Annotated in this window: 24 protein-coding genes; 19 read left to right on the top strand and 5 right to left on the bottom strand. The window is 71.2% G+C overall.

Going from position 1 to position 23,145, the window contains the following annotated elements; all coding sequences use genetic code 11:
* Positions 1-1,333: 1,333 nt before the first annotated feature.
* The gene (locus K8U61_RS21335) at positions 1,334-1,579 is read right to left on the bottom strand and encodes a DUF2630 family protein (RefSeq protein WP_224125082.1); all 246 of its coding nucleotides are present in this window, start codon (positions 1,577-1,579) and stop codon (positions 1,334-1,336) included.
* A gap of 61 nt (positions 1,580-1,640) precedes the next feature.
* Between K8U61_RS21335 and K8U61_RS21330 the strand changes: the two genes are divergently transcribed.
* The 10 genes from K8U61_RS21330 (at position 1,641) to K8U61_RS21285 (ending at position 13,001) form a co-directional block, all read left to right on the top strand.
* Positions 1,641-2,306, top strand: coding sequence for a lysophospholipid acyltransferase family protein (locus tag K8U61_RS21330; protein WP_224125087.1), 666 nt, complete (start codon positions 1,641-1,643; stop codon positions 2,304-2,306).
* A gap of 98 nt (positions 2,307-2,404) precedes the next feature.
* Positions 2,405-4,492: a hydantoinase/oxoprolinase family protein gene (locus K8U61_RS21325; protein ID WP_224125081.1), complete on the top strand. Its 2,088-nt coding sequence runs from the start codon at positions 2,405-2,407 to the stop codon at positions 4,490-4,492.
* Positions 4,489-6,399: a hydantoinase B/oxoprolinase family protein gene (locus tag K8U61_RS21320; RefSeq protein WP_224125080.1), complete on the top strand. Its 1,911-nt coding sequence runs from the start codon at positions 4,489-4,491 to the stop codon at positions 6,397-6,399. The genes K8U61_RS21325 and K8U61_RS21320 overlap by 4 nt, the downstream gene beginning before the upstream one ends.
* Before the next feature lie 40 nt (positions 6,400-6,439).
* Positions 6,440-6,790: a hypothetical protein gene (locus K8U61_RS21315; protein ID WP_224125079.1), complete on the top strand. Its 351-nt coding sequence runs from the start codon at positions 6,440-6,442 to the stop codon at positions 6,788-6,790.
* Between the two features lie 65 nt (positions 6,791-6,855).
* The gene (locus tag K8U61_RS21310; RefSeq protein WP_224125078.1) at positions 6,856-7,533 is read left to right on the top strand and encodes a hypothetical protein; all 678 of its coding nucleotides are present in this window, start codon (positions 6,856-6,858) and stop codon (positions 7,531-7,533) included.
* 18 nt (positions 7,534-7,551) lie between these two features.
* Positions 7,552-8,223 carry an SDR family oxidoreductase gene (locus K8U61_RS21305; RefSeq protein WP_224125077.1) on the top strand — a complete coding sequence of 224 codons (672 nt, stop codon included), beginning with the start codon at positions 7,552-7,554 and terminating at the stop codon, positions 8,221-8,223.
* The gene (locus K8U61_RS21300) at positions 8,220-9,230 is read left to right on the top strand and encodes a phosphoinositide-specific phospholipase C-related protein (RefSeq protein ID WP_224125076.1); all 1,011 of its coding nucleotides are present in this window, start codon (positions 8,220-8,222) and stop codon (positions 9,228-9,230) included. Before K8U61_RS21305 ends, K8U61_RS21300 begins: the two co-directional genes overlap by 4 nt.
* Before the next feature lie 58 nt (positions 9,231-9,288).
* Positions 9,289-10,734, top strand: a complete 1,446-nt coding sequence (locus K8U61_RS21295; RefSeq protein WP_224125075.1) for a basic amino acid/polyamine antiporter — start codon at positions 9,289-9,291, stop codon at positions 10,732-10,734.
* A 22-nt stretch (positions 10,735-10,756) separates the two neighbouring features.
* Entirely contained in the window at positions 10,757-12,004 is a 1,248-nt protein-coding gene (locus K8U61_RS21290) for an arginine deiminase (protein WP_224125074.1), read from the top strand.
* Positions 12,005-12,050: 46 nt separating this feature from the next.
* Positions 12,051-13,001 carry a lysylphosphatidylglycerol synthase domain-containing protein gene (locus K8U61_RS21285; RefSeq protein WP_224125073.1) on the top strand — a complete coding sequence of 317 codons (951 nt, stop codon included), beginning with the start codon at positions 12,051-12,053 and terminating at the stop codon, positions 12,999-13,001.
* Here the strand turns inward: K8U61_RS21285 and K8U61_RS21280 are convergent.
* A complete protein-coding gene (locus K8U61_RS21280) occupies positions 12,991-14,208 on the bottom strand; it encodes an Nramp family divalent metal transporter (protein ID WP_224125086.1) in 1,218 nt (405 codons plus the stop codon). The genes K8U61_RS21285 and K8U61_RS21280 overlap by 11 nt on opposite strands.
* Positions 14,209-14,632: 424 nt before the next feature.
* On the opposite strand from K8U61_RS21280, the gene K8U61_RS21275 reads away from it, so the two are divergent.
* The 4 genes from K8U61_RS21275 (at position 14,633) to tatC (ending at position 17,090) form a co-directional block, all read left to right on the top strand.
* The gene (locus K8U61_RS21275; RefSeq protein ID WP_224125072.1) at positions 14,633-15,559 is read left to right on the top strand and encodes a ferritin-like domain-containing protein; all 927 of its coding nucleotides are present in this window, start codon (positions 14,633-14,635) and stop codon (positions 15,557-15,559) included.
* Between the two features lie 200 nt (positions 15,560-15,759).
* Positions 15,760-16,074 carry a sec-independent translocase gene (locus K8U61_RS21270; RefSeq protein ID WP_224125071.1) on the top strand — a complete coding sequence of 105 codons (315 nt, stop codon included), beginning with the start codon at positions 15,760-15,762 and terminating at the stop codon, positions 16,072-16,074.
* Positions 16,071-16,289 carry a twin-arginine translocase TatA/TatE family subunit gene (gene tatA, locus K8U61_RS21265; RefSeq protein ID WP_224125070.1) on the top strand — a complete coding sequence of 73 codons (219 nt, stop codon included), beginning with the start codon at positions 16,071-16,073 and terminating at the stop codon, positions 16,287-16,289. The genes K8U61_RS21270 and tatA overlap by 4 nt, the downstream gene beginning before the upstream one ends.
* Before the next feature lie 3 nt (positions 16,290-16,292).
* Positions 16,293-17,090 (top strand): twin-arginine translocase subunit TatC, encoded by a 798-nt coding sequence (gene tatC, locus K8U61_RS21260; protein WP_224125069.1) that lies wholly within the window; start codon positions 16,293-16,295, stop codon positions 17,088-17,090.
* Between the two features lie 7 nt (positions 17,091-17,097).
* Here tatC and K8U61_RS21255 read toward each other — a convergent pair whose 3' ends face one another.
* Both K8U61_RS21255 and K8U61_RS21250 read right to left on the bottom strand, forming a co-directional pair.
* A complete protein-coding gene (locus tag K8U61_RS21255; RefSeq protein WP_224125068.1) occupies positions 17,098-17,772 on the bottom strand; it encodes a TIGR00266 family protein in 675 nt (224 codons plus the stop codon).
* Positions 17,773-17,801: 29 nt separating this feature from the next.
* Positions 17,802-18,506, bottom strand: a complete 705-nt coding sequence (locus tag K8U61_RS21250; protein ID WP_224125067.1) for an SDR family oxidoreductase — start codon at positions 18,504-18,506, stop codon at positions 17,802-17,804.
* Between the two features lie 126 nt (positions 18,507-18,632).
* Here K8U61_RS21250 and K8U61_RS21245 point away from each other — a divergent pair, with 126 nt between their 5' ends.
* Genes K8U61_RS21245 through K8U61_RS21235 form a run of 3 tightly spaced genes read left to right on the top strand, consistent with a single transcriptional unit; the run spans position 18,633 to position 21,250 of the window.
* The gene (locus K8U61_RS21245) at positions 18,633-19,190 is read left to right on the top strand and encodes a TetR/AcrR family transcriptional regulator (RefSeq protein WP_224125066.1); all 558 of its coding nucleotides are present in this window, start codon (positions 18,633-18,635) and stop codon (positions 19,188-19,190) included.
* Between the two features lie 19 nt (positions 19,191-19,209).
* On the top strand, positions 19,210-20,823 hold the full coding sequence (locus K8U61_RS21240; RefSeq protein ID WP_224125065.1) for an arylsulfatase: 1,614 nt from the start codon (positions 19,210-19,212) through the stop codon (positions 20,821-20,823).
* Positions 20,824-20,839: 16 nt separating this feature from the next.
* Positions 20,840-21,250: a cupin domain-containing protein gene (locus K8U61_RS21235; protein ID WP_224125064.1), complete on the top strand. Its 411-nt coding sequence runs from the start codon at positions 20,840-20,842 to the stop codon at positions 21,248-21,250.
* A gap of 35 nt (positions 21,251-21,285) precedes the next feature.
* Here K8U61_RS21235 and K8U61_RS21230 read toward each other — a convergent pair whose 3' ends face one another.
* Positions 21,286-21,492: a hypothetical protein gene (locus tag K8U61_RS21230; protein WP_224125063.1), complete on the bottom strand. Its 207-nt coding sequence runs from the start codon at positions 21,490-21,492 to the stop codon at positions 21,286-21,288.
* 104 nt (positions 21,493-21,596) lie between these two features.
* Between K8U61_RS21230 and K8U61_RS21225 the strand changes: the two genes are divergently transcribed.
* Positions 21,597-22,328 carry an SDR family oxidoreductase gene (locus K8U61_RS21225; RefSeq protein WP_224125062.1) on the top strand — a complete coding sequence of 244 codons (732 nt, stop codon included), beginning with the start codon at positions 21,597-21,599 and terminating at the stop codon, positions 22,326-22,328.
* A gap of 1 nt (position 22,329) precedes the next feature.
* Positions 22,330-23,115: an MOSC domain-containing protein gene (locus K8U61_RS21220; protein ID WP_224125061.1), complete on the top strand. Its 786-nt coding sequence runs from the start codon at positions 22,330-22,332 to the stop codon at positions 23,113-23,115.
* Positions 23,116-23,145: the final 30 nt, after the last annotated feature.

Genomic DNA, 23,145 nt, shown 5'->3' with positions numbered 1-23,145 from the left:
CAGCCGAAGCCCTGGCCGTTCACCAGATCACCATCAGCCGCACGGAGCGAGGACTGTTCATCGACACCGCCCTCGTCGACCGCTACCGCGCCTGGATCCGCGCCGCTTGACACCCATAGGAGCTTCAGTGAGCGGCTCAGATCCCTTGTTTTGACCGGGATGTGGACAAACTTCGAAAGTTCTTTTCGACCAACTTTGGGTGCTCGACGTGGTGGTGGTTTCGAGGCTCGTCGCTGGCGCTCCTCGCACCTCAACCACCGTGCCGAGACCACCGGAAAGCCGGGGGCGGCGGTGACCCGAAGCGCGCCGTACCCGCTTTGCTGCCTATCGGCGAGCAGTCCGTGTCCTCCCGCAGGCCGAAGGTCGGCTCACCGGGGTTTCGAGGCTCGTCGCTGGCGCTCCTCGCACCTCAACCACCGTGCCGAGACCACCGGAAATCCGGGAGGCGACGTCGACCCGAAGCGCGCCGTACCGCCTTTGCTGCCTGTCGGCGAGCAGTCCGTGCCCTCCCGCAGGACGAAGGTCAGCTCGCCGGGTTTCGAGGCTCGTCGCTGACGCTCCTCGCACCTCACCAGCGGAAGGCCGCCGGCGGAAGTTCTCCACAGATCAGTCCCCAGATCTGTGCACAGAGCTGGGGACAAGGGTGTGCAGAACGCCGTCCGTATGTGGAGCGGCGGTGGAACCGGAGGAATGTTGCGCGAACCTCTTGCGCCGGCGTTCCGGGAGGGCATACAACTTCTCCCACGCACTCCGGAGACGGGGAGCGGGACGACTCGGAGACGAGGGTCCACACGGATGTTGGCCGGCTTGCCGGTGAGCAGACGCAGCGGCTGGGTGACGAGGTCGCTGGGACCCGAGGAGACGAGCGCGTCGACCGGAAGCGTCACCGGTACCGGTCACCCGGAAGGGCCCTTGCGACTCATACTCGCAAGGGCCCTTCGTCATTTCGCGGTGTCGAGAATCCCGCTCAACTGTGGGGATCTGAGCACTTTCTGTGGACAGCGACCCCACGTTCTGTGGACGAGCAGGCGAATTCCGGTGGAACCAGCAGAATGTTCGCGAAAGCCCTTGCGCGGCGCTGCGCGGAGGGCATAGAACTTCTCCCACGCCCTCCCGCAAGGGAAGGCGGGACAGCTCGGAGACGAGGGTCCACACGGTGCCGGACCAGCTTGCTGGACCGGGGCCGCGGCGGCAGGGTGACGAGGCCGCCGGGACCTGAGGCGAGGAGCGGTCGACCGGGAGCGTCACCAGTACCGGTCAACCCGAAGGGCCCTTGGGACTCATACTCTCGAGGGCCCTTCACCTATTTCCGGGCGCCTCTCCGGTGGGCGGGCTACTGGCGGTAGTTCTCCACCGTGCTCGGCGGCCGGACCTCGGTGTCCGCCGGGTCCTGGCCGGCGCTGCGTCGGGCGCGGCGCTGGCGGAGCAGGTCCCAGCACTGGTCGAGCTCCACCTCGATCGAGCGGAGCTTGTCGTGCTCCTCGTCGGGGGAGATCTCCCCGTCCGAGAGCGACGAGCGCAACCGGTGCTCCTCGTCGATGAGTGACTTGATGTGCTGCTGGATGTCGACGTCGGCCATCTCGCCAGTGTGGCACCGGGTGGGAGGACTGGTGGGTAACCCCGACACTGGGTCCGTGGTCATGTACGCCGTCCTGCACACCGTCGTCCCCCCGGTCGCGAAGGCGATCTGGCGGCCGACCGTCACCGGCCTCGAGAACATCCCGCGGAGCGGCGGCGTGCTGATCGCGAGCAACCACCTCAGCTTCGCCGACAGCCTGGTCATCCCGATCGTCTCGCCGCGCAAGGTGCACTTCCTCGCGAAGTCCGACTACTTCACCGGTCACGGGATCAAGGGTCGGCTGCAGAAGGCGTGGTTCGAGGGGATGGGCATGCTGCCCGTCGACCGCGACGACCCGAAGGCGGCGCTCGGCAGCCTCGACACCGCGCTCGAGGTGCTCGGCCGCGGCGACGCCTTCGGCCTCTACCCCGAGGGCACCCGCTCCCGCGACGGCCGGCTCTACCGCGGCCGGACCGGCGTCGCCCATCTCGCCCTCACCGCCGGCGTCCCGGTCGTCCCGGTCGGGATCTCCGGCACCGACCGGCTCCAGCCGATCGACGCCCGCTTCCCGAAGGTGGTCCCGATCAGCGTCGCCTTCGGCGCGCCGATCCAGGTCGCGGGCCGGTACGACGGCGTCGCGCCCGGCAAGGCCCGCCGGCAGATCACCGACGAGATCATGACCGCGATCCAGGCCCTGAGCGGCCAGGAGGAGGCCGGCGTCTACAACGACCGCGCCCCGGACGCGTAGCGGGGGACGACCCCGCTGGCAGAGGTTGCCGGAGAATCGGTCGTTCGTCGGCAACCTCTGCTGTGGTCCGGCGCGAGCAGGCCCGGTTGAATCGAGGCATGGCAGCTCAGCGGCGCATCCGGATCGGGATCGACACGGGAGGCACCTTCACCGACGTGGTGGCCACCGACCCGGACTCGGGCGAGGTGGTGACGACCAAGACCCCCTCGACGCCGAGCAACCCGGCCGATGGCTTCCTGGCCGGGATCGACAAGGTCCTCGGGCTGCTCGGGGCGACCGGCGCCGACATCGACGCGGTCAGCCACGGGACCACCGTCGCGACCAACCAGCTCCTCGAGGGCAAGGTCGACCGGCTCGGTTTCATCACCAACACCGGCTACGAGGCGATGCTCGAGATCGCCCGGCAGTCGGTCCCGGACGGCTACGGCAACTCCTACTTCTGGGTGAAGCCCGACCGGATCGTGCCGCGTGACCTCGTCAAGGGCGTCGAGGGTCGCCTCGACGTCAACGGCGAGGAGGTGCGCCCCTTCGACGAGGACGGCGCCCGCGCGGTCGTGCGCTGGTTCAAGGCGCAGGGCATCACCACCATCGGCGTCTGCTTCCTGCACGCCTACGCCAACCCGGTCCACGAGGAGCGGATGCGTGCGGTGCTCGCCGAGGAGCACCCGGACGCGGTCGTCTCGCTCTCGAGCGAGGTGCTGCGCGAGTACCGCGAGTACGAGCGCGCGATGACCACGCTGGTCGACGCGGCCGTCAAGCCGCGGCTCTCGGCGTACGTCAACAACATCAAGGCGCGCCTGACGTCGCAGTACCAACCGAACGGGGGCGACCGCACCATCCCCTTCTACGTGATGAAGTCCAACGGCGGCGTGCTCTCGGCCGACGAGGTCGTGCACCAGCCGATCACCACTGTGCTGTCCGGCCCGGCCGCGGGCGCGCTCGGCGCGGCCCTGATCGCCAAGGTCGCCGGCTTCGACAAGGTCCTCACCTCCGACGGCGGCGGCACCTCCACCGACGTCAGCGTCGTCATCGACGGCGAGCCGACGCTGACCACCGAGGGCTCGGTCGGCGCCTTCCCGTCGAAGATCCCGATGATCGACGTGGTCACCGTCGGGGCCGGCGGCGGCTCGATCGCCTGGCTCAGCCCGGAGGGCACGCTCAAGGTCGGGCCGCAGTCCGCGGGCGCCGACCCCGGCCCGCTCTGCTACGGCAAGGGTGGCACCGACGTCACGATCACCGACGCCCACGTCTACCTCGGCCGGATCCCCCCGCACCTGCTCGGCGGCGAGATCCCGCTCGACGTCGACGCGGCCCGGGCCGGGATCGAGACGCTCGCCAAGGAGCTCGACCTGAGCCCCGAGGCGTGCGCGACCGGCATCCTCGAGATCTCCGCCTGGAACCAGGCCAACGCGCTGCGCCAGGTCACCGTCAAGCGCGGCCTCGACGTCCGCGACTTCACGCTCACCACCTTCGGCGGATCCGGCTCGCTGCTGCTCTGCCGGCTGATGGACGTGCTCGGCATCCCGACCGTCCTGGTGCCGCCCAACCCCGGCAACGTCAGCGCCTTCGGCCTGCTCACCGTCGACGTCAAGAACGACTACGTGCAGACCCACGTGACCCTCGCCGACCAGCTCGACGCGGCCGCCGTCACGAGCGTGTACGACGCGCTCGCCGCCCAGGCCGCGGAGGCGTTGGGCAAGGAGGGCTTCGCGCCGGAGGACCACCAGTTCGTCCGCACCGCCGACCTGCGCTACTTCGGCCAGGCCTTCGAGGTGCGCGTCCCGGTCGGTCCCGGCGAGCTCGACCCGGCTGCGGTCGCCGACGCGCTCCACGCCGAGCACAAGGCGCTCTACGGCTACGACTTCTCCGGCGACTCCTCCCAGCAGGTCGAGTGGGTCAACCTCCGGGTCTCCGGCATCGGCCCGATCCAGCGCCCCGAGATCAAGCGCCACGAGGCCGGCGACACGGCGTACACCGAGAAGGGTCGCCGCGACGTCTGCTTCGATCCTGAGGACGGGTACGTCGACACCCCCGTGCTCTGGCGCACCGACCTCGCTCCCGGCACTGTCGTCGAGGGCCCGGCGATCATCGAGGAGTTCGGCTCCACGGTGCCGCTGCACCCGGGCTTCAGCGCCCGCGTCGACGAGTACCTCAACGTGATCGTGACCCGGAAGGACGCCCGATGAGCCGCCGCGCCCCCACGCAGTTCCCCTTCGGCCACCTCACGGCTGATGCCGGCGCGAGCGCCGACCCGGTCCTGGTCGAGATCGTCCAGGGCTCGCTCGCGAGCGTCGAGATGGAGGTCGAGACCGCGATCGGCCGCACCAGCCGCAGCCCGATGATCCGCGACGCCCACGACTTCCGCGCCGGCATCCACGACCGGCTGCTGCGCAAGCTCACCGGTCGCTCCTACTCCGCGCTCGTGCACCCGGTCGCTCGCGACTTCCCGATCGAGGAGATGCGCGAGGGGGACGTCTTCTTCCACAACGACGTCTACCAGTCCGAGGGCGGCATCGGGCACCTGCCCGACCTCTGCGTGACCGTCCCGGTCTTCAGCGGGGGCAAGGTCGTGGCGTTCGTGCAGGCCTTCGGCCACCACGACGACATCGGCGGCGCCGTACCCGGCTCCATGCCGTCCAACGCCACCAGCGTCTTCGAGGAGGGCCTGATGGTCCCCCCGATCCGGCTCTGGGACGCCGGAGTGCCCAACAAGGCCGCGCTCAGCATCATGACCCGCAACTCCCGGATGCCCGAGTCGCTCGCCGCCGACCTCGACGCCGAGTGCTCCGCCTGCCTGATGGGAGCGCGCCGGCTCGGCGAGCTCTTCGACCGGTACGGCGTGGAGACGGTCGAGTCCTGCTTCGACGCGATCATCAGCCGCACCACCGAGACCTACCGCCGCGAGATCCTCAGCCAGATCCCGGTCGGCAGCTGGACCTGGGAGGACTACGCCGAGCACGACGGCGTCGACGAGCCGATGCTGCACACGCAGCGGATCACGCTCACCCGCACCGCCGCCGACGACCCCGACGGGGAGCGGCTGATCCTCGACTTCGACGGCACCGGCCCGCAGGCCAAGGGGCCGATCAACCACTGCGGCGACTACAGCGACGGAGTCTTCCTCAAGAAGTGGCTCGCGCCGATCCTGCGCAACCTCGCCGACAGCCCGGAGCGGATGGCCGAGCTCGACGTCAACGAGGGCATCGTGCCGCTCATCGAGATGCGCTTCCCCGAGCCCGGCACCCTGCTGACCCCGGTCTTCCCGGCGCCCACCAACGCCCGCACCTTCGTGATCCTGCGGCTGCTCGGCGTCCTCGCCGGCGTCGTCGCCAAGGCGGTCGACGGCCGGATGCCCGCCGACCAGGAGACGATCCGCTACACCGGCGTCTACGGCGAGGACCTCGAGGGTCGGCCCTACCTCATGCGCGAGGTGCTCGGCGGCGGCTCCGGCGGGCGCTACTACGCCGACGGCGAGGACACCATCCACGTCGTCCCCGACTCGCGGAACCTGCCGACCGAGTTCACCGAGGCGCGCTTCCCCTTCCGCGTCGAGGCCCTGACCCTCGCGACGGACAGCGGGGGAGCGGGTCAGTTCCGCGGCGGACTGGGCTACGAGAAGCACATCCGGATGCTCAAGGACGGCCACTTCATGTCCATCGCGGACCGGTCGATCCTCGCCTGCTGGGGCGTCAAGGGCGGCCTCGCGGGCGCGCCCTTCCAGGTCACCATCGACCCGGACGGTCCGAACGAGCGCGACGTCGACGCCCTCGCCGACGCCGAGGAGATCAAGGCCGGCGAGGTGGTCCGGATCCGCACCACCGGCGGTGGCGGCTGGGGCAACCCGCTCGACCGGTCGCCGGAGCTGGTCGTCCGCGACGTGGTCTGGCGCAAGGTCTCGCCTGAGGCCGCGCTCGCGGCGTACGGCGTGGTGCTCACCGGCTCCCTCGACGACGACTCGCTGTCCTTCGACGAGGCCGCGACCGTGGCCGAGCGGGCCAGCCGCCCCGAGCCGAGCGAGGCGTTCTTCGACCGCGGGCCCGGCTACGCCGAGCTGGCCGCGGGTGCGCCGTACGCCGAGGTCGACCTGGTCTGAGGCGGGTCTGAACCAGACGCCTGCGGGGAAGGGTGCGGCCATGACCACGGCACCCACTCCCGACGGCGTGATCCCGTACGTCGACCACCACACCGGTCCGAAGCGCTACGTCTCGGTCACCCTCGACGGTGGCGGCAGCCCGCTCGCCGGGCTGTCGAAGTCGATGATCAAGCCCAACCTCTTCGTCGACGGCCGCCAGTACATCGTCTACTGGGGCCGGGTGACGGTCGAGGTGCCCGCTGACCGCCCCGTGCACCTGGGTGTCGGCATGCAGGACGGCGCCCGCGGCGCCAGCATGCTGCTGCCCGCCGGCGCCGAGCCGGTCGAGCTGACCTACTACGTGCCCGCCGCCGGAGAGGTGACCTTCGGGCCCGCGCGCCCGCCGCAGTGACCCTTGTCGGTCTCATCTTCGGGGCGCATGATCGAGGGCACGGCACTTCGAAGAAGGTGTGGCCGATGGGCACGACCGACGTCCTCCGCAGCTCGATCCGGGTGAGTCACAGCCAGATGGGCGAGCGCCTCGGCGCGGCCCGCGCGATGGGCGCCCCGCCCGAGCAGCCGCGGGCCGGCCACGAGCGGATCGACGTCTTCCTCGCCACGACCAGCAAGCACCTGCACGCCGTGGACGCGGTGCTGGTGCCGCAGGCCCGCAAGGAGGTCCCGGACGGCGCGGCACTGGTGCACGACTACCTCCGCTCCACCAAGGACCTCGAGGTGGTCCTCGCGCACGTGAAGGCGCACGAGTACGGCTCGGTCTACGAGACCTCGTTCCGCTGGTCCGAGGTGTGGTCGGAGGTCGATGTCGCGCTGACCGACCACCACCGCCACGAGGAGGTGCTCGGTGACCGGCTCTCCGTCACGCTCGACGACACCGACCTCGAGGACCTGACCCGCCGGCTGTGGAACGCCGAGCTCGTCGCGCCGAGCCGTCCGCACCCGTACACGCCGCACACCGGGATGCTCGGCCTGGTCGCCCGCAAGGTGATGCACACCGCCGACCGCTTCTGGGACGCGGTCGAGGGGCGGATGGTGCCCGAGCCGCGGCCGGAGCCGAAGAAGAGGCCGGGCCGGGTCGCGCAGTACTTCCTGGCCGACCCGCGCTTCGACGAGGAGGAGCCGCCAGCCCGTACCTAGGGCTCTAGGTTGGTCCGCATGACGCGGATCGCCGTCCTGGGTGGACACGGGAAGACCGGACGGGCCGTCTGCGCCGCGCTCACGCAGCGCTCCGCGCAGGAGGTTCCCCTCGGCCGCGCGGACTGGGCCGACCTGCCCGGCGCGCTGGCCGGCTGCGACGCGGCCTACCTCATCGCGCCCAACCTGCACCCGGACGAGCCGGAGTACGTCGCCGACGCGCTCATCGCGCTGGCCGAGGCCGGTGTGGGTCGCGTGGTCTACCACTCGGTCGCGTCGCCGTACGTGCCGGCGATGCCGCACCACCTCGGCAAGGCGGTCTCGGAGGACCTGGTCCGCCGCTCGGGCCTCGTGTGGACGGTCCTCCAGCCCGGCGCCTACCTGCAGAACCTCGACCTCTCCGGCCCGGTCGTCCGGGTGCCGTACGACGTGGACGCGCCCTTCGGGCTGCTCGACCTCGCCGACCTCGGGGCCGCCGCGGCCCGGGTGCTGACCGAGGACGGGCACGCCGGCGCGACGTACGAGCTCGCGAGCCGGCAGACCACCGTGCGCGAGCTCGCGGCCGAGGCCGGGCTGACCGCCGAGCGGGTCGAGGACCCGGGCGAGCACCCGTGGCTGAGCGCGATGTTCGCCTACTACGACCGGCACGGGCTCCCGGTCGGCACGCAGCCGCTGGCAGGGCTGCTGCGATGAGTCGCCGACTCGCCGTCGCGCTCGCGCCCCTGGTCCTGCTGCTCCTGGCCGGCTGCTCGGACGACCCGGAGCCGCAGGGCGCCCCCTGCGAGGGCCACGTCGCGCTCTGCGACCGGCCGTACGACGAGGTCGCCTTCGCCGCCACCCACAACTCGATGTCGGCCGCGTCCGAGCGCGGCTGGTTCTTCGCCGAGCAGCCGGACGGCATCGTGGCCCAGCTCGACCACGGCATCCGGGTGCTGCTGATCGACAGCTGGTACGGGCAGGACACCGACCGCCGCGGCATCGTCGCGACGGCGGAGAAGCAGCGGCAGCAGGCCTTCGACCAGGCGAAGGAGGAGTTCGGCGAGCGACCGGTCCGCGCCGTCCTCCGCGCCCGCGGTGCGCTCGGGCTCGCGCCCCACGGCGACGCGCGGCCCTACCTGTGCCATGCGATGTGCGAGCTCGGCTCGACGTCCTGGCTCCAGAGCCTGCGCGACATCCGGGCCTGGCTCGAGGACCATCCGCGCGAGGTCGTCACGCTCTTCGTCCAGGACGAGGTCACGCCCGCCGACACCGCCCGGGTGATCGAAGATGCCGGCCTGGACCGCTACGTCTACACCCCCGCCGCGGACGGGAGCTGGCCCACCCTGGGGGAGATGATCGACGCCGGGACCCGCCTGGTGGTGCTGATGGAGAACCACGGTGGCGGTGACCGGCTGCCCTGGCTGATCCAGGGCTTCGACGTCGTCCAGGACACGCCGTTCCTCTTCGCGAGCCCGGACGACTTCACCTGCGAGCCGAACCGCGGCGACCCCGACGCGCCCCTCTTCCTGGTCAACCACTGGATCGACCAGAAGCGGAACGTGCCGCAGAACGCCGCGCTCGTCAACGCCCGTGACGTCCTGCTCCCGCGCCTGCGGGAGTGCGAGGAGGAGCGCGGTCAGCTCCCGAGCTTCGTCGCCGTCGACTACTACGACCGCGGCGACCTCCTCGACGTCGTCGACGAGCTCAACGGCGTCGGCTGACGACACTGGCCCGGTTCGGGTGAGGCGGACCGCGGGAGTCCTCGGCAGCATGCCGAGCATGAGCACCCAGACGGAGGCGACGCCTGCCGGCACGATGAGCGTCCCCACGCTGACCGCGATGGTGGTCGGCGGCATGGTGGGTGCCGGGGTCTTCTCGCTGCCGGCCCGCTTCGGCGTCGCGACCGGCATCCTCGGCTCGCTCATCGCGTGGGCGGTCGCGGGCGCCGGCATGCTGATGCTCGCGTTCGTCTTCCAGAACCTCGCGATCCGCAAGCCCGACCTCGACTCCGGCGTCTTCATCTACGCCAAGGCCGGCTTCGGCGACTACGCCGGCTTCAACTCCGCAATCGGCTTCTGGGCCAGCTCGATCGCCGGCAACACCTTCTACTGGGTCTTCATCGGCGCGACGCTCGGCGCCTTCTTCGACAGCTTCGGCGACGGCGACACCGTCCTCGCGGTGGCGCTGGCGACGGTCGGCGTGTGGACCTTCCACTACCTGATCGCGCGCGGCGTCCGCGACGCCGCGGTGATCAACCAGATCGTCACGGTCTTCAAGATCATCCCGATCCTGGTCTTCATCGTGGTGATGTTCTTCTACTTCGATGCCGGCGTCTTCGCCGACAACTGGCTCGCCACCGGGTACGGCGACCTCGGCTCGCTCAACGAGCAGGTCCGCAACACGATGCTGATCACGACCTTCGTCTTCATCGGCATCGAGGGCGCCAGCGTCTACTCGCGCTACGCCAAGCGCCGCGAGGACGTCGGCCGTGCGACCGTCCTCGGCTTCCTGTCGGTGCTGTCGGTCTTCGCCCTGGTCACCCTCTCGAGCTACTCGGTGGTGCCGCAGCCCGAGCTCGCCGGCACCCGGCAGCCGTCGATGGTCGGTGTCTTCCAGTCCCAGGTCGGCGACTGGGGCGAGGTCTTCATCAGCGTCGCGGTCATCGTCTCGGTCCTCGGCGCCTACCTGGCCTGGACGCTGATGGCCGCCGAGGTCATGTACATCCCGGCCCGCCAGGACGACTTCCCGGAGTTCCTCGGCCGCGAGAACGACGCGGGCACGCCGATCACCGCGCTCGTGGTCACCTCGCTCGCCGTGCAGGGGCTGCTCGCGCTGACGCTCTTCGTCACCGACGCGCTCAACTTCATGCTCGACCTGGCGACCAGCCTCGCGCTGCTGCCCTACCTCCTGGCCGCGGCGTACGCGCTCAAGCTCGGGCTCACCGGCGAGGCCTACGAGGGCGTCGCGGCCGGCGTACGCCGCAAGGAGACGATCGTCGCGGGCATCGCGACGGGGTACACGGTCTTCCTCTTCGACGCCGCCGGCATGAAGTTCGTGCTGCTGATGACGGTGATCCTCGCGCCGGCGTCGCTGCTCTACGTCAAGGCCCGCAGCGAGCACGGCCGGCGGCTCTTCAGCCCGGCCGAGATCGGACTCTTCGCGCTCATCGTCGCCGGCGGCGTGATCGGGGCGATCGGCCTCTGGACCGGACGCATCACCCTCTAGGGCTCAGGGAAAGGGACTCTCCATGAACGCTTCCGCGACGTACGGCGTCCACTCCGAGGTCGGCCGGCTCCGCAAGGTGCTGGTCTGCGCGCCCGGCCTGGCGCACCGGCGGCTCACGCCGAGCAACAACGACGACCTGCTCTTCGACGACGTCATGTGGGTCGAGAACGCCCAGCGCGACCACGCCGACTTCGTCAACAAGCTGACCCAACGCGGCGTCGAGGTCGTCGAGCTGCACGAGCTGCTCGCCCAGACGCTCGCCGTGCCGGGCGCGCGGGACTGGATCCTGGACCGGAAGATCACGCCCAACCAGGTCGGTCTCGGGCTGGTCGACGCGACCCGCAGCTACCTCGAGACGCTCCCGGACCGCGACCTCGCGGAGTTCCTCATCGGCGGTCTCGCGACGAACGACCTCCCGGACGACTTCCGTTCCGACTACGTGACGCTCGTGCGCGAGTCGACGGGCGCGCGTGAGTACCTCATGCCCCCGCTGCCGAACACGCTCTACACGCGCGACACCACGTGTTGGCTGTACGGCGGGCTCACGATGAACCCGCTCTACTGGCCGGCGCGCAAGGACGAGACCCTGCTCTACAAGGCGATCTACCTCCACCACCCCGACTACGTCGGCTCGACGGTCTGGTGGGGCGACCCGGAGCGGGACTGGGGCCAGGCGAGCTTCGAGGGCGGCGACGTGATGCCGGTCGGCAACGGCGTGGTCCTGGTCGGGATGAGCGAACGCACGTCGCGCCAGGCGATCACCCAGGTCGCCAAGGCGCTCTTCGACCAGGGCGCCGCGACCCGCGTCGTGGTGGCCGGGATGCCCAAGCTGCGAGCGGCGATGCACCTCGACACGGTCTTCACCTTCGTCGACCGCGACATCGTCACGCTCTACCCGACGATCATGGACGCGGTGCACACCTTCACGCTCACGCCGTCCGACGCGGCGCCCGGCGTCGAGGTGCGGGACGAGGGGACGACGGCGTTCGTCGACGTCGTCGCGCGCGAGCTCGGACTGCCGTCGATCCGGGTGATCGACACCGGCGGCGACGTCTACCAGTCCGAGCGGCAGCAGTGGGACAGCGGCAACAACGCCGTCGCGCTCGAGCCCGGCGTCGTCTTCACCTACGACCGCAACACGCTCACCAACACGCTCCTGCGCAAGGCCGGGGTCGAGGTCATCACGATCGTCGGCGCCGAGCTCGGTCGCGGCCGGGGCGGCGGTCACTGCATGACCTGCCCGATCATCCGCGAGCCCGTGGAGTTCTGAAGGTGACCTTCTGAAGCCCTGGCTCATCCGCCTCGGCCTCCTGGCGGTGGCCCTGGTGGTCACCGTCGTGGTCGTCCGGCTGGTCGGCCGGGTCGACTGGGGCGAGGTCCGCGACGCGCTCGCGCACCTGGACTGGTGGCAGGCACCGGTCCTCGTCGTGCTGCTCCTGGTCCGCCAGGTGCTCAACGCGCTGCCGCTCGCGCTCTACATCCCAGGCGTCTCGGCCGTCCGCGCGACGCAGAACGACCAGGTAGCGATCCTGATGTCGACCGTGGCGCCGCCGCCCAGCGACCTCGCGCTGCGGATGGCGATGTTCTCGTCGTGGGGCGTGCCGGTCCCGAAGGGCATGGCCGGCACGGTCATGAACACGCTGACCTTCTACATCGTGCGCTTCGGCGCCCCGGCCGCCGGCTTCGTGCTGCTCGCCGCGACCGGGGGAGAGGTCGGCTACCGCTGGGCGGACCTGGTCAGCATCCTGGTCTCGGTCGCGATCCTGGTCGGGGTGCTGCTCGTGGTGCGCAGCGACGCCCTGGCCCGTCGGGTCGGCGTCGCCGCCGGCCGGGCGGCGACGCGTGTCCGCCGTACCGTGGACCCGGAGGCGTGGGCAGCGGCCTGCGTGCGCTTCCGCGGCGACGTCGCCGCCCGCTTCCGGCACGGCTTCCCACGCTCGCTGCTGGCGCTCTGCGGGATGCTCGCCGTCGACCTGACGATGCTGGTGCTGGCCCTGCGCTTCGTCGGCGTGAGCACCTCGGAGGCGGCGCTGTCGACCATCGCGGTGGCCTACCTCTTCGCCTATCCGTTCACGCTCTTCCCGTTCTCTGGCCTCGGCATCGTCGACGCGCTCGTCCTCGCGGCGGTCGTCGACGTCGGTGGCGCCGAGGTCGAGGCCGCGGCCGTCGCCGGACTCCTCGTCTGGCGGGTCTTCACCATCGGCGGCCCGCTCGCGCTGGGCGCCGTCTCGTTGGCACTCTGGAGACGGCGCCCCGTCACCTCGTGACGGTGAGCGTCACGAGCGCAACGTTCAGGCCGATGATGACGGCAGCGACCGCGACCGCGACCGCGGTCGTGGCTCGGCGGTTGACGAGCGCGCCCATCACGTCGGCGCGGCAGGTGAACATGATGAGGGGGACGAGCGCGAAGGGGATTCCGAAGGACAGCACGACCTGGGACGCGATCAGCGCCCGGGTCGGATCGGTGCCGACGGCGAGGATCGCGAGTGCCGGCGCCAGCGAGCTCAGACGGCGGACGACGAGCGGGACCCGGCGGCGCAGGAACCCCTCCATGACGACCTGCCCGGAGAGGGTTCCGACGCTCGACGCGGCGAAGCCTGACGCGAGCAATGAGAGAGCGAACAGCACGGCCGTCCCGTGTCCCTCGAGGCGCCCCAACTGGTCGTGGGCGGCCTCGATCGTGTCGGCTCCGGTGCCGCCCAATGTGGTGGCGGCGATCACGAGCAGGGCCAGGTTCATGGCCCCGGCGATCGTCATCGCCGTGACCACGTCGACGCGCTGGCTGCGCAGCAGCCCCCGTCGCTGTCGGTCCGTGGTTGCGACGTAGCGATCGGTGGTGAGGCCGCTGTGCAGGTAGATCGCGTGCGGCATGACGGTCGCCCCGAGCATCCCGGCGGCGAGCAGCACCGAGCCGGCGCCGTCGAAGCGTGGCTGCAGCCCGGCGGCCACCCCGGACGCGCTCGGAGCCCCCACCACGACGTTGTAGACGAAGCCGGCCAGGATCACCGCCAGCATGCCGGTGATCGCGGCCTCGAACGGACGATGTCCCCTCGACCTGAGGGCGAGCATCCCGAAGGCGACTGCCGCCGTGATCGCGCCGCCCACCACGAGCGGGGTGCCGAAGAGGAGGTCCAACGCGATCGCGCCACCGACCACCTCGGCCAGATCCGTCGCGATCGCCACCAGCTCGGCCTGCAGCCAGAGTCCGCGGACGACGGGGAGCGGCAGGTGGCGCCGGCACAGGGCTGGCAGGCTGCGACCGGTGGCGATGCCAGCCTTCGCAGAGAGGTACTGGATCAGCATCGCCATCAGGTTGCTGGCGACGACCACCCACACGAGCAGGTAGCCGTAGACCGAGCCCGCGCTCAGGTTCGTCGCGAAGTTGCCTGGGTCGACGTAGGCGATGGCCGTGACGAACGCCGGTCCGAGAAGGGGGAGCGGTCCCCGGACAGGCGTGCGCGGTGCGGCGAGCACGCGCTGACTTTCCTGGAACACCGGATTCCCGTCGGTCGTGGCGGCACACGAATGCAGTCGAGAACGCCGCTCAGATTCGCTGAGCGCCGTTCATTTCAGAGATTCGATTGGTATTCGGTGGCCTCGCTGGATCGGATTGGTCGGGCTGGCGAGAAATCTGGTCCCAACCTCTTTTCATTCCTCGAATCAGGCGTACCGTCGATCCGCGAGAGGCCCCGTAGAACCTGATGATCGGGACGCGCCTCTCTCGTCCACCGACTGTCGGACGCCGTCGATAAATCGATCTGAGAGCGTCTTCCTGCGCACCGGAGGTGAATCTCCCCGAATCGCCAACCGCTGGCGACCATCGGCAATCTTCTGTCGTCAGAGAATTGCGCTCCCAGTGGTGGTATCCCTTTTCGGCAATATCGGATGGAGATTGACCATGTTCGGAAAGACTGTCGTGCGCGACATGATCGAGCGCAGCGCGGAGAACGAGACAGATCGGCGCCTCTTCCTCAAGTCGGCCGGGGTCGCGGGACTCGGTGCCGTGGGTGGAGCGGCGCTCGCCGGGGTCGGCGTCGACCCGGCGTCCGCCGCGGCGCCGAGCGACGGCGCGGTCCTCAACTTCGCCCTCAACCTCGAGTACCTCGAGGCGGAGTTCTACTCCCACGCGGCGTTCGGGCACGGTCTCGCCGCCAAGCTCACCTCCGGCAAGGGGCGGCACGGCGGGGTGGTGGGTGGTCGCAAGGTCGACTTCTCGACCCCCAAGATCGCCAAGATCGCCCGCGAGATCGCCCACGACGAGGTCGCGCACGTGAAGTTCCTGCGTGCGGCGCTCGGCGGCGCGAAAGTGGCACGCCCGCAGATCGACCTCAAGCACAGCTTCACCGCGGCCGCCCAGGCAGCCGGCCTGATCGGGAAGAACCAGACGTTCGACCCGTTCGCGAACGAGAACAACTTCCTGCTCGCGGCGTTCATCTTCGAGGACGTCGGCGTCACCGCCTACAAGGGCGCGGCTCCGTTGATCTCGAACAAGACCTACCTCGACGCGGCCGCCGGCATCCTCTCCGTGGAGGCCTACCACGCCGGCATCGTCCGGTCGAAGGTCTCCGACAAGGGCCTCTGGCAGGAGGCGAAGAAGATCAGCGACGCGCGTGACTCGCTGGACGGGCGCGGCAGCGACGACCAGGGCGTCGGCAGGGCCAAGCTGAACCTGGTCCCTGCCGACGAGAACGCGATCGCCTTCGGCCGGCCGGCCGCCAAGGTCCTCAACGTCGTCTACCTCAACCCGAAGCGGGTCGACCACGGCGGCTTCTACCCGCGTGGTGTCAACGGCACCATCCGCACCAGCGCGGCGACGAAGAGCTAGGGCTCGCCATGACGTGGCAGCAGCTGGTCGGCGCCGGCGTCCTGGCGCTGATGTACGTACGCACGGGTTGGATGATCGTCCACCCGCGGCACGAGCGGACCGCACCGCAGACGGCGGTCCGCTGAGCCCCTCCGGTCGGGGCCCGCTCGACCCCGTGTCGGCCCCGACCGGACCACCTCTCGACGAGAGGAAGCACGACCATGTTCGGAATCGGTCTGCCCGAGCTCGCGGTCCTGACGGTGGTCGGGATCCTCGTGTTCGGGCCGGACAAGCTACCGGAGCTGGCCCGTCAGTCGGCCCGGATGCTCAAGCGCGCCAGGCAGCTGGCGGACAGCGCTCGGGACGAGCTGCGGGACCAGCTCGGCCCCGACTACGCCGACCTCGAGCTGCGCGACCTCGACCCGCGAGCCGTCGTCCGACGGCACGTGGTCGAGGCCTGGGAGCGCGAGCCCGACGACGTCCCGGAGAAGGACGATCGTGACACCCCTCCATCGGAAGTGAGCACCGCATCATGAACCCGTTCCTCGTCGGGGGTCTCGGCACCCCTGAGCTGTTGGTCCTGCTGGCCGTCGTCGTCCTGCTCTTCGGCGCCACCAAGCTCCCCGAGCTCGCCCGCGGCAGCGGCCGGGCGCTGCGCATCTTCAAGGACGAGACCAAGGGTGTCCTCGGCGGCGACGCCGAGGCGGAGCCCGACGTCGTCGCGTCACCCGATCGCGATCGCGCGGTCTGAGCCATGTCCTCCATCTCGGGAGGGATCGGCCTGCTGTCCGTCCGGCCGCGGCACCCGGTGGGTGCCGACGGCCGGATGGCGGTGGCCGACCACCTCCGTGAGCTGCGCGCCCGCGTCGTGCGCTCCGTCCTGGCGCTGGTCCTGGCCTTCTCCGTGGCGCTGTTCTTCTACGACCAGCTGCTCGCGCTGGTGCTGCATCCCTACAACGACGCTCGCGACATGCTCGGGGCCTCGACCCGCACCGAGGCGTACGTCGCGGGCGCGACCGGACCCCTGATGCTGCAGCTCAAGCTCTGCGGGGTGGCGTCGATCGTCGCGTCGAGCCCGTACTGGTTGCACCAGATCTGGGCCTTCGTCCTTCCTGGGCTGCGCCCCGAGGAGAAGCGGTGGACCCGAGTCTTCACAGCCATCGCGGGACCACTCTTCTTCGTCGGCGTGGCGACGGGCTACTACGTGCTGCCGCGCGGGCTCGAGGTGCTGATCGGCTTCACCCCGGCGGGCCTGGCCAACCTGGTCGAGTTCAACGACTACTTCAGCTTCCTCACCCGGATGCTGCTGGTCTTCGGCATCGCGTTCGAGATCCCGCTCTTCGTCATCCTGCTCAACCTGGCAGGCGTGGTCCGCGGTCGCACGCTCGGCCGTCACCGGTCATGGATCATCCTCGCCACGTTCGTGTTCGCGGCCGTCGCGACACCGTCGACCGACCCGTTCTCGATGACGATGCTCGCCATCCCGATGCTCGTGCTGTTCCTCGTCGCCGAGGTCGTGGCGCGCTGGTCCGACCGAGTGAGGGGACGCTGATCCGACCTCAGCTGCTGCTCTGCGGGAGCTTGGGGATCAGCCAGCCGAGGAAGGCGTCCTGGCTGCGGGTCTGGATGTAGATCCGACCCGGGCCGGTGAGGTCGCAGACCAGGCCCTCGCCGGAGAAGAAGGTCGACTTCCAGCTCCCGACCTTGCGGACGGCGTAGTTGACGCCCTCGGTCCACGCGACCATGTGGCCGGTGTCGACCGTGTAGGTCTGGCCCGGCTGGAGGTCGATGGCGTGCAGCGCGCCGTACGACGAGAGCACGACGTCGCCCTGGCCGCTGACCTTGAGGATGAAGAGTCCCTCGCGGGAGAAGAACGTCTTCGCGCCGCCCCAGCTCGAGTCCACCTCGACGCCCGCGGACGAGGCGAGGTAGGAGCCCGACTGGACATAGAGCGTGCCGTTGATCGGCCACGCGACGACGTCGCCGGCCAGCGCCGGCGCGAGCCAGAGCTCGGCGCCGTCGGCCTGCGCGGTGAAGGTGTTCATGAAGAACGACTCACCGCCCAGCACCGACCGGCGCAGGCCCTTGAGCACGCCGCCCTGGGTGGAGGTCTCCATCGCGAGCCCCGCGGACATCGCGAGCATCGCCCCGGCCTCGGCACGCACGGTCTCGCCGGCGCTCAGCGTGCACTTCGCGGTGGAGTACGCCGGGCCGTACAGGATCTCGGTCTGCATGCGGCCGAGCGTAGCCGTCGTCCCGGCGGTCAGACGGAGAGTGATCCGACCGGTCCGGACAGGCTGGACTTGACCCCGCGGGAGAGGTCGTCGCCGAGCACCTCGTCGTCGCCGCGCTCGACCGCGTCGAGGATCTGCCGGGCCAGCTCGGCCGGGTCGGTCTTCGGGCCGTCGACGTGGGCGGCCATGTCGGTGTCGAGGTAGCCGACGTGCACGCCGACCACGTGAGTGCCCTGCCCCCGCAGCTCGCCGCGCATCGCGTTGGTGAGCGACCAGGCGGCCGCCTTGGAGGCCGAGTAGCCCGACGTCGCCGCCATCGTCACCCAGGAGAGCACCGACAGGATGTTGACGATGGTGCCGCCGCCGTTGGCCTCGAGGGTGGGGGCGAAGGCGCGCGCGGCCACCAGCGGGCCGATCGCGTTGGTCTCGAGCTGCTGGCGCAGGGCCTCGACGCCGTCCGGGCCGAAGACCGAGCCGCTCGACGCGATGCCGGCGTTGTTGACGAGCAGGTCCACGTCGCTGGCGAGCGCGGCCGCGGCGAAGACCGAGGCGGGGTCGGTCACGTCGACCCGCACCGGCGTGAGCCGAGCGTCGGTCACCGACTGGGGGTCGCGCACCGCGGCGTACACGGTTTTGGCGCCGCGGGCGAGCAGCTCCTCCGCGATCGCCTTGCCGAGGCCGCGGTTGGCGCCGGTCACGAGGGCGGTGCTGCCGCTGATGGGCTGTCCGGTCATGGTCTTCATCCCTTCGGAACATATTTCGGACCGATCGGTCCGTCATGGACCAGAAGGAACACGGGTCGGCGTTTCATTCCCATCTGCGAGAAGATTCCGGACCGAGCGGTCCGGTAGACTCGGGACATGGCTCGCCCCGAGGACCCCACCGCGCGTGAGCGCATCCTCGATGCGGCCCACCCGCTCTTCTACGAACGCGGCATCCGCGCCGTGGGCATGGCGGAGGTGGTCGCGGCGGCCGGGACCGGCAAGCAGGCGCTCTACCGCCACTTCCCGGGCAAGGACGAGCTGGTGCTGGCCTACCTCGAGCGCTTCGCCGAGCTGCTGGACGCCTCGACGGCGCGGACTCTCGACGGCCTCGAGGGCGCCGACGGCCTGCGGGCGCTGATCCGGCTCGTCGAGCGGCGCGTCGGCGCGCGGGGGTACGCCGGCTGCCCCTTCCGCAACTACCTGCGCGAGATGCGGGACCCGCGAGACCGGCCGGGCCGCTTCGCCCTCCGGCAGGTGCGTGCGCTACGCCGGCTGGTGGAGCGGTACGCCGCCGAGGCCGGAGTGGCCGACCCCGGCGCGCTCGCCGAGGAGGTCTGGCTGATCGTCGAGGGGGTCTACGCCGGCGCGCCGTACCCCGAGCGCCGCGCGATGGCCGCCGCCGCGGTGGGCCGGGTCGACGCCTTGTTGATCTAAGTCGATAGAGTCACACGACATGACGCGTCCGAACGTGGTCCTGATCCTCGCCGACGACCTCGGCTACTCCGACCTCGGCTGCTACGGCGGCGAGATCCGCACCCCGTCGCTCGACGGGCTGGCGGCCCAGGGGGTGCGGCTCGCGCAGTTCTACAACACCGCACGCTGCAGCCCGTCGCGCGCGTCGCTGCTCACCGGCCTGCACCCGCACCAGACCGGCATCGGCATCCTCACCAACGACGACGGCCCGCGGGGCTACCCGGGCACCCTGCGCGCCGACTCCGCGACGCTCGCCGAGGTGCTCGGCGGCGCCGGCTACGACACGGCGATGTTCGGCAAGTGGCACCTCACCTCGCAGATCGAGGAGCCCGACGAGACCTGGCCCACCCGGCGCGGCTTCGGTTCGTGGTTCGGCACGCTCGCCGGCTGCGGCAGCTACTACTGGCCGACCACGCTGCACGACGGCGAGGAGCCGGTCTCGGAGCTCCCGCGTCAGGACGACGACTTCTACTACACCGACGAGATCTCCCGTCGGGCCTGCGACTACCTCGACGCCCGCGACGGCGAGACGCCCTTCCTCATGTACGTCGCCTACACCGCGCCCCACTGGCCGCTGCACGCGCGCGAGGAGGACGTCGCGGCGTACGACGGCGCCTACGCCGACGGCTGGGACCAGCTGCGCGAGCGGCGTCTCGAGCGGCTGCGCGGCACCGGACTGCTCGAGGAGGGCACCGGCCTCTCGGAGCGCGACCCGGCCCAGCCGCCCTGGACGGACGCCCCGGACCAGGAGTGGCAGCAGCGCCGGATGGAGGTCTATGCCGCGCAGGTCGAGGTGATGGACCGCGGCATCGGCCGGATCCTCGAGCGCCTCGAGGCGAGCGGCCTCGCCGACGACACGATCGTGATCTTCCTCGCCGACAACGGCGCCTGCGCCGAGGAGCTGCCCTTCGGCGACCCGGAGACCTTCGCGGCACGGCGGTCGATCGTGCCGCCGTCGACGCGCGCCGGCGCGCCGCTCGCGGTCGGCAACTACCCCCACCTGCTGCCCGGCCCCGAGGACACCTACGCCAGCTACGGCCAGGCCTGGGCCAACCTCTCCAACACGCCCTTCCGGCTCTACAAGCGGTGGGTGCACGAGGGCGGCATCGCGACGCCGTTCGTGGTCCGCTGGCCGGCCGGCGGGCTCGCGGACGGCGAGGTCGTCCGGACGCCCTTCCAGCTCACGCACGTGCTGCCGACCCTGCTCGAGGCCGCCGACGTGACCCACCCGGCTGCCGCGGGCGAGACCCGCTGGCAGCGCCCGGACGCACCGAGCATGCTGCCGGCCTGGCGGGGCGGGGAGGTCGACCCCGGCACCCTCTGCTGGGAGCACCTCGGCAACGCCGCCGTCCGTCGCGGCGGCTGGAAGCTGGTGCGCGAGTACCCCGGCCCCTGGGAGCTCTACGACGTGGGCGCCGACCGATCCGAGACCGACGACCGGGCCGCGCAGCACCCCGAGCTCGTCGCCGAGCTCGCGGCGGCGTACGACGCCTGGGCCGGCCGGGTCGGCGTCGTCCCGCGCCAGCAGATCATCGACCTCTACGACGAGCTCTTCGCCCAGGGCGCGGTCGTCGAGGGCGGCGTCAACGGATAGTCGACAGACTGGGGCCATGACCCGACCGCCCCTCGCCGAGACCCTCGACCTCGAGCCGCACCCCGAGGGCGGGTGGTACCGCCGCACCTGGCGCTCGCCGGTCGACGTCACCCTGGCCGACGGGCGGGTGCGGCCGACGGCCACGCTCATCTACTTCCTGCTCCCGGCGGGTGAGTCGTCGGCGTGGCACAAGGTCGCCTCCGACGAGCTCTGGATGGCGCACACCGGGGTCGTCACGCTCGAGCTCGGTGGCGACGGCCCGGCGCCCGGCGCGCCGACCACGCTCGCCGTCGACGTCGACCACCCCCAGGCGCACGTGCCAGCCGGGGTGTGGCAGCGCACGGTCCCGAGCGCCGCGGACGCGCTGGTGAGCTGCCTGGTCTCGCCGGGCTTCGACTTCGACGACTTCGAGCTGGCGCCGTCCTGACCGACGCCGGCCGGATCGGGTCAGACCGGATCGGGTCAGGCCGACGGGAGGTCGGCGACCACGACGAGCTGGCTGCCGGCGGTCTCGATCCAGCTCCGCTCGACGCCGTGCCGCTGGAGCGTCTGCTCGATCGCGTCGAGCAGCGCGAGGCGCAGCGCGAGGTCCGTCCCCGTGTGGACGGTGACGACCTCGCGCACGCGGGTCGGGGTGACGGGTCGGCGGGTGAAGGACAGGAGGGTCATGCGCGCCCCATCGGCCGGCCGTGCCGGGGCCTGCGGGACCGCGGCCGCCTTTCCCCGATATTGGGGACGGGGAGCGCGCGCGAGCGTTCTGGGAGACTCGCGCCATGAACCGGACCCTCGTCACCGGCGGCACCCGCGGCATCGGCGCCGCGACCGCGCTGCGCCTCGCGCGCGACGGGCACGACCTGGTGCTCGGCTACACCCGCGACGACCGGGCCGCGGAGGAGACCCGGCTCGCGGTCGAGGACGCCGGCGCCCACTGCGTGCTGGTCCGCACCGACCTGACCGAGCCGGAGGGCGTGGACCGGCTCTTCGAGTGCGCCGGCGACCTCACCGGCGTCGTCAACAACGCGGGAGCCACGCTCCACCTGGGGCCGCTCGCCGAGACCCCGCCCGACGTCGTCGCGGCCACCGTCGACCTCAACCTCACCGCCGCGCTGCTCGTCGCCCGGGCCGCGGTGCGGGCGCTCGGCACGTCGTACGGCGGCTCCGGTGGCGTGCTGGTCAACGTGAGCTCCGGCGCGGCGACCCTGGGGTCGCCGGGGGAGTACGTCCAGTACGCCGCCGCGAAGGCCGGCGTCGACGCCCTGACCGTCGGGCTCGCCCAGGAGGTGGCCGGCGAGGGCATCCGCGTGGTCGGCGTCGCGCCCGGGATCGTGCGCACCACGATCCACGCCGACGCGGGCGAGCCCGGGCGGGTCGAGCGGGTCGGACCGCTGGTGCCGCTCGGCCGGGCGGGGGAGCCGCACGAGGTCGCCGACGCGATCTCGTGGCTGATGAGCGACGAGGCGTCCTACGTCACCGGGACGACGCTGCGCGTGGCAGGAGGCCGCTGACATGACCGGCACGATCACCGTCTCCGAGCTGTCCGTGACCGCGGTCAAGGGCTTCGGACTGACCCATCCCGACCGGGTCGAGGTCGAGACGTCGGGCGCGGTCGGCGACCGCGACTTCTTCCTCGTCGACGACGCGGACCGGCTCTGGTCGGTCACCGGCCACGGTGACCTGCTCGGCCACTGGACGGGCTTCGACCGCGACTCCGGTGTGCTGACGCTGGGCCGCGGCGAGGACGTCGTGCTCAGCGTGCGCGTCGAGCGGGGCGAGCCGATCCACGCGCACCTGTGGGGCGACCGCTACCAGGACGGCCACGTCGTCACCGGCCCGTGGCAGGACCTGATCTCCGGTCTCGCGGGCGACCGGGTGCGGCTGGTCTGGGCGGACACGCCGTCCGGCGGCGTCGACGTCGAGCCGGTCACCCTGGTCTCGCGCAGCTCGGTGGCCGCGGTCGGCGCCGAGCGCGACGGTGCGCCGCTCGACCCGCGCCGCTTCCGGATGCTGCTCACCCTCGACGGCGCCGAGCCGTGGACCGAGGAGTCCTGGGCCGGCCGGGAGATCGAGGTGGGCGGGGCCGTGCTCCGCGTCGGCGGCGAGGTGCCGCGCTGCGCCGCGGTCCAGCGCGACCCGCGCGACGGCGGCTCCGCGGTCAAGGCGCTGACGATGATCGCCGACGTCCGCGGGCGGCGGTCCAGCCACGACGGTCAGACGCTCAACATGGGCGTCTACGCGTCCGTCGTACGGCCCGGCCCGATCGCCGTCGGGGACATCGTCACTGCTCGCCAGTGATCCCGGGTTCTCTTGGCAACTCCTGCCGTG

Origin of the sequence: Nocardioides mangrovi (genome assembly GCF_020073815.1) — a bacterium.
Lineage (GTDB): Bacteria > Actinomycetota > Actinomycetes > Propionibacteriales > Nocardioidaceae > Nocardioides > Nocardioides mangrovi.
Note: the sequence above shows the minus strand (reverse complement) of the source record. Positions and strands in the feature narration are given on the sequence as shown.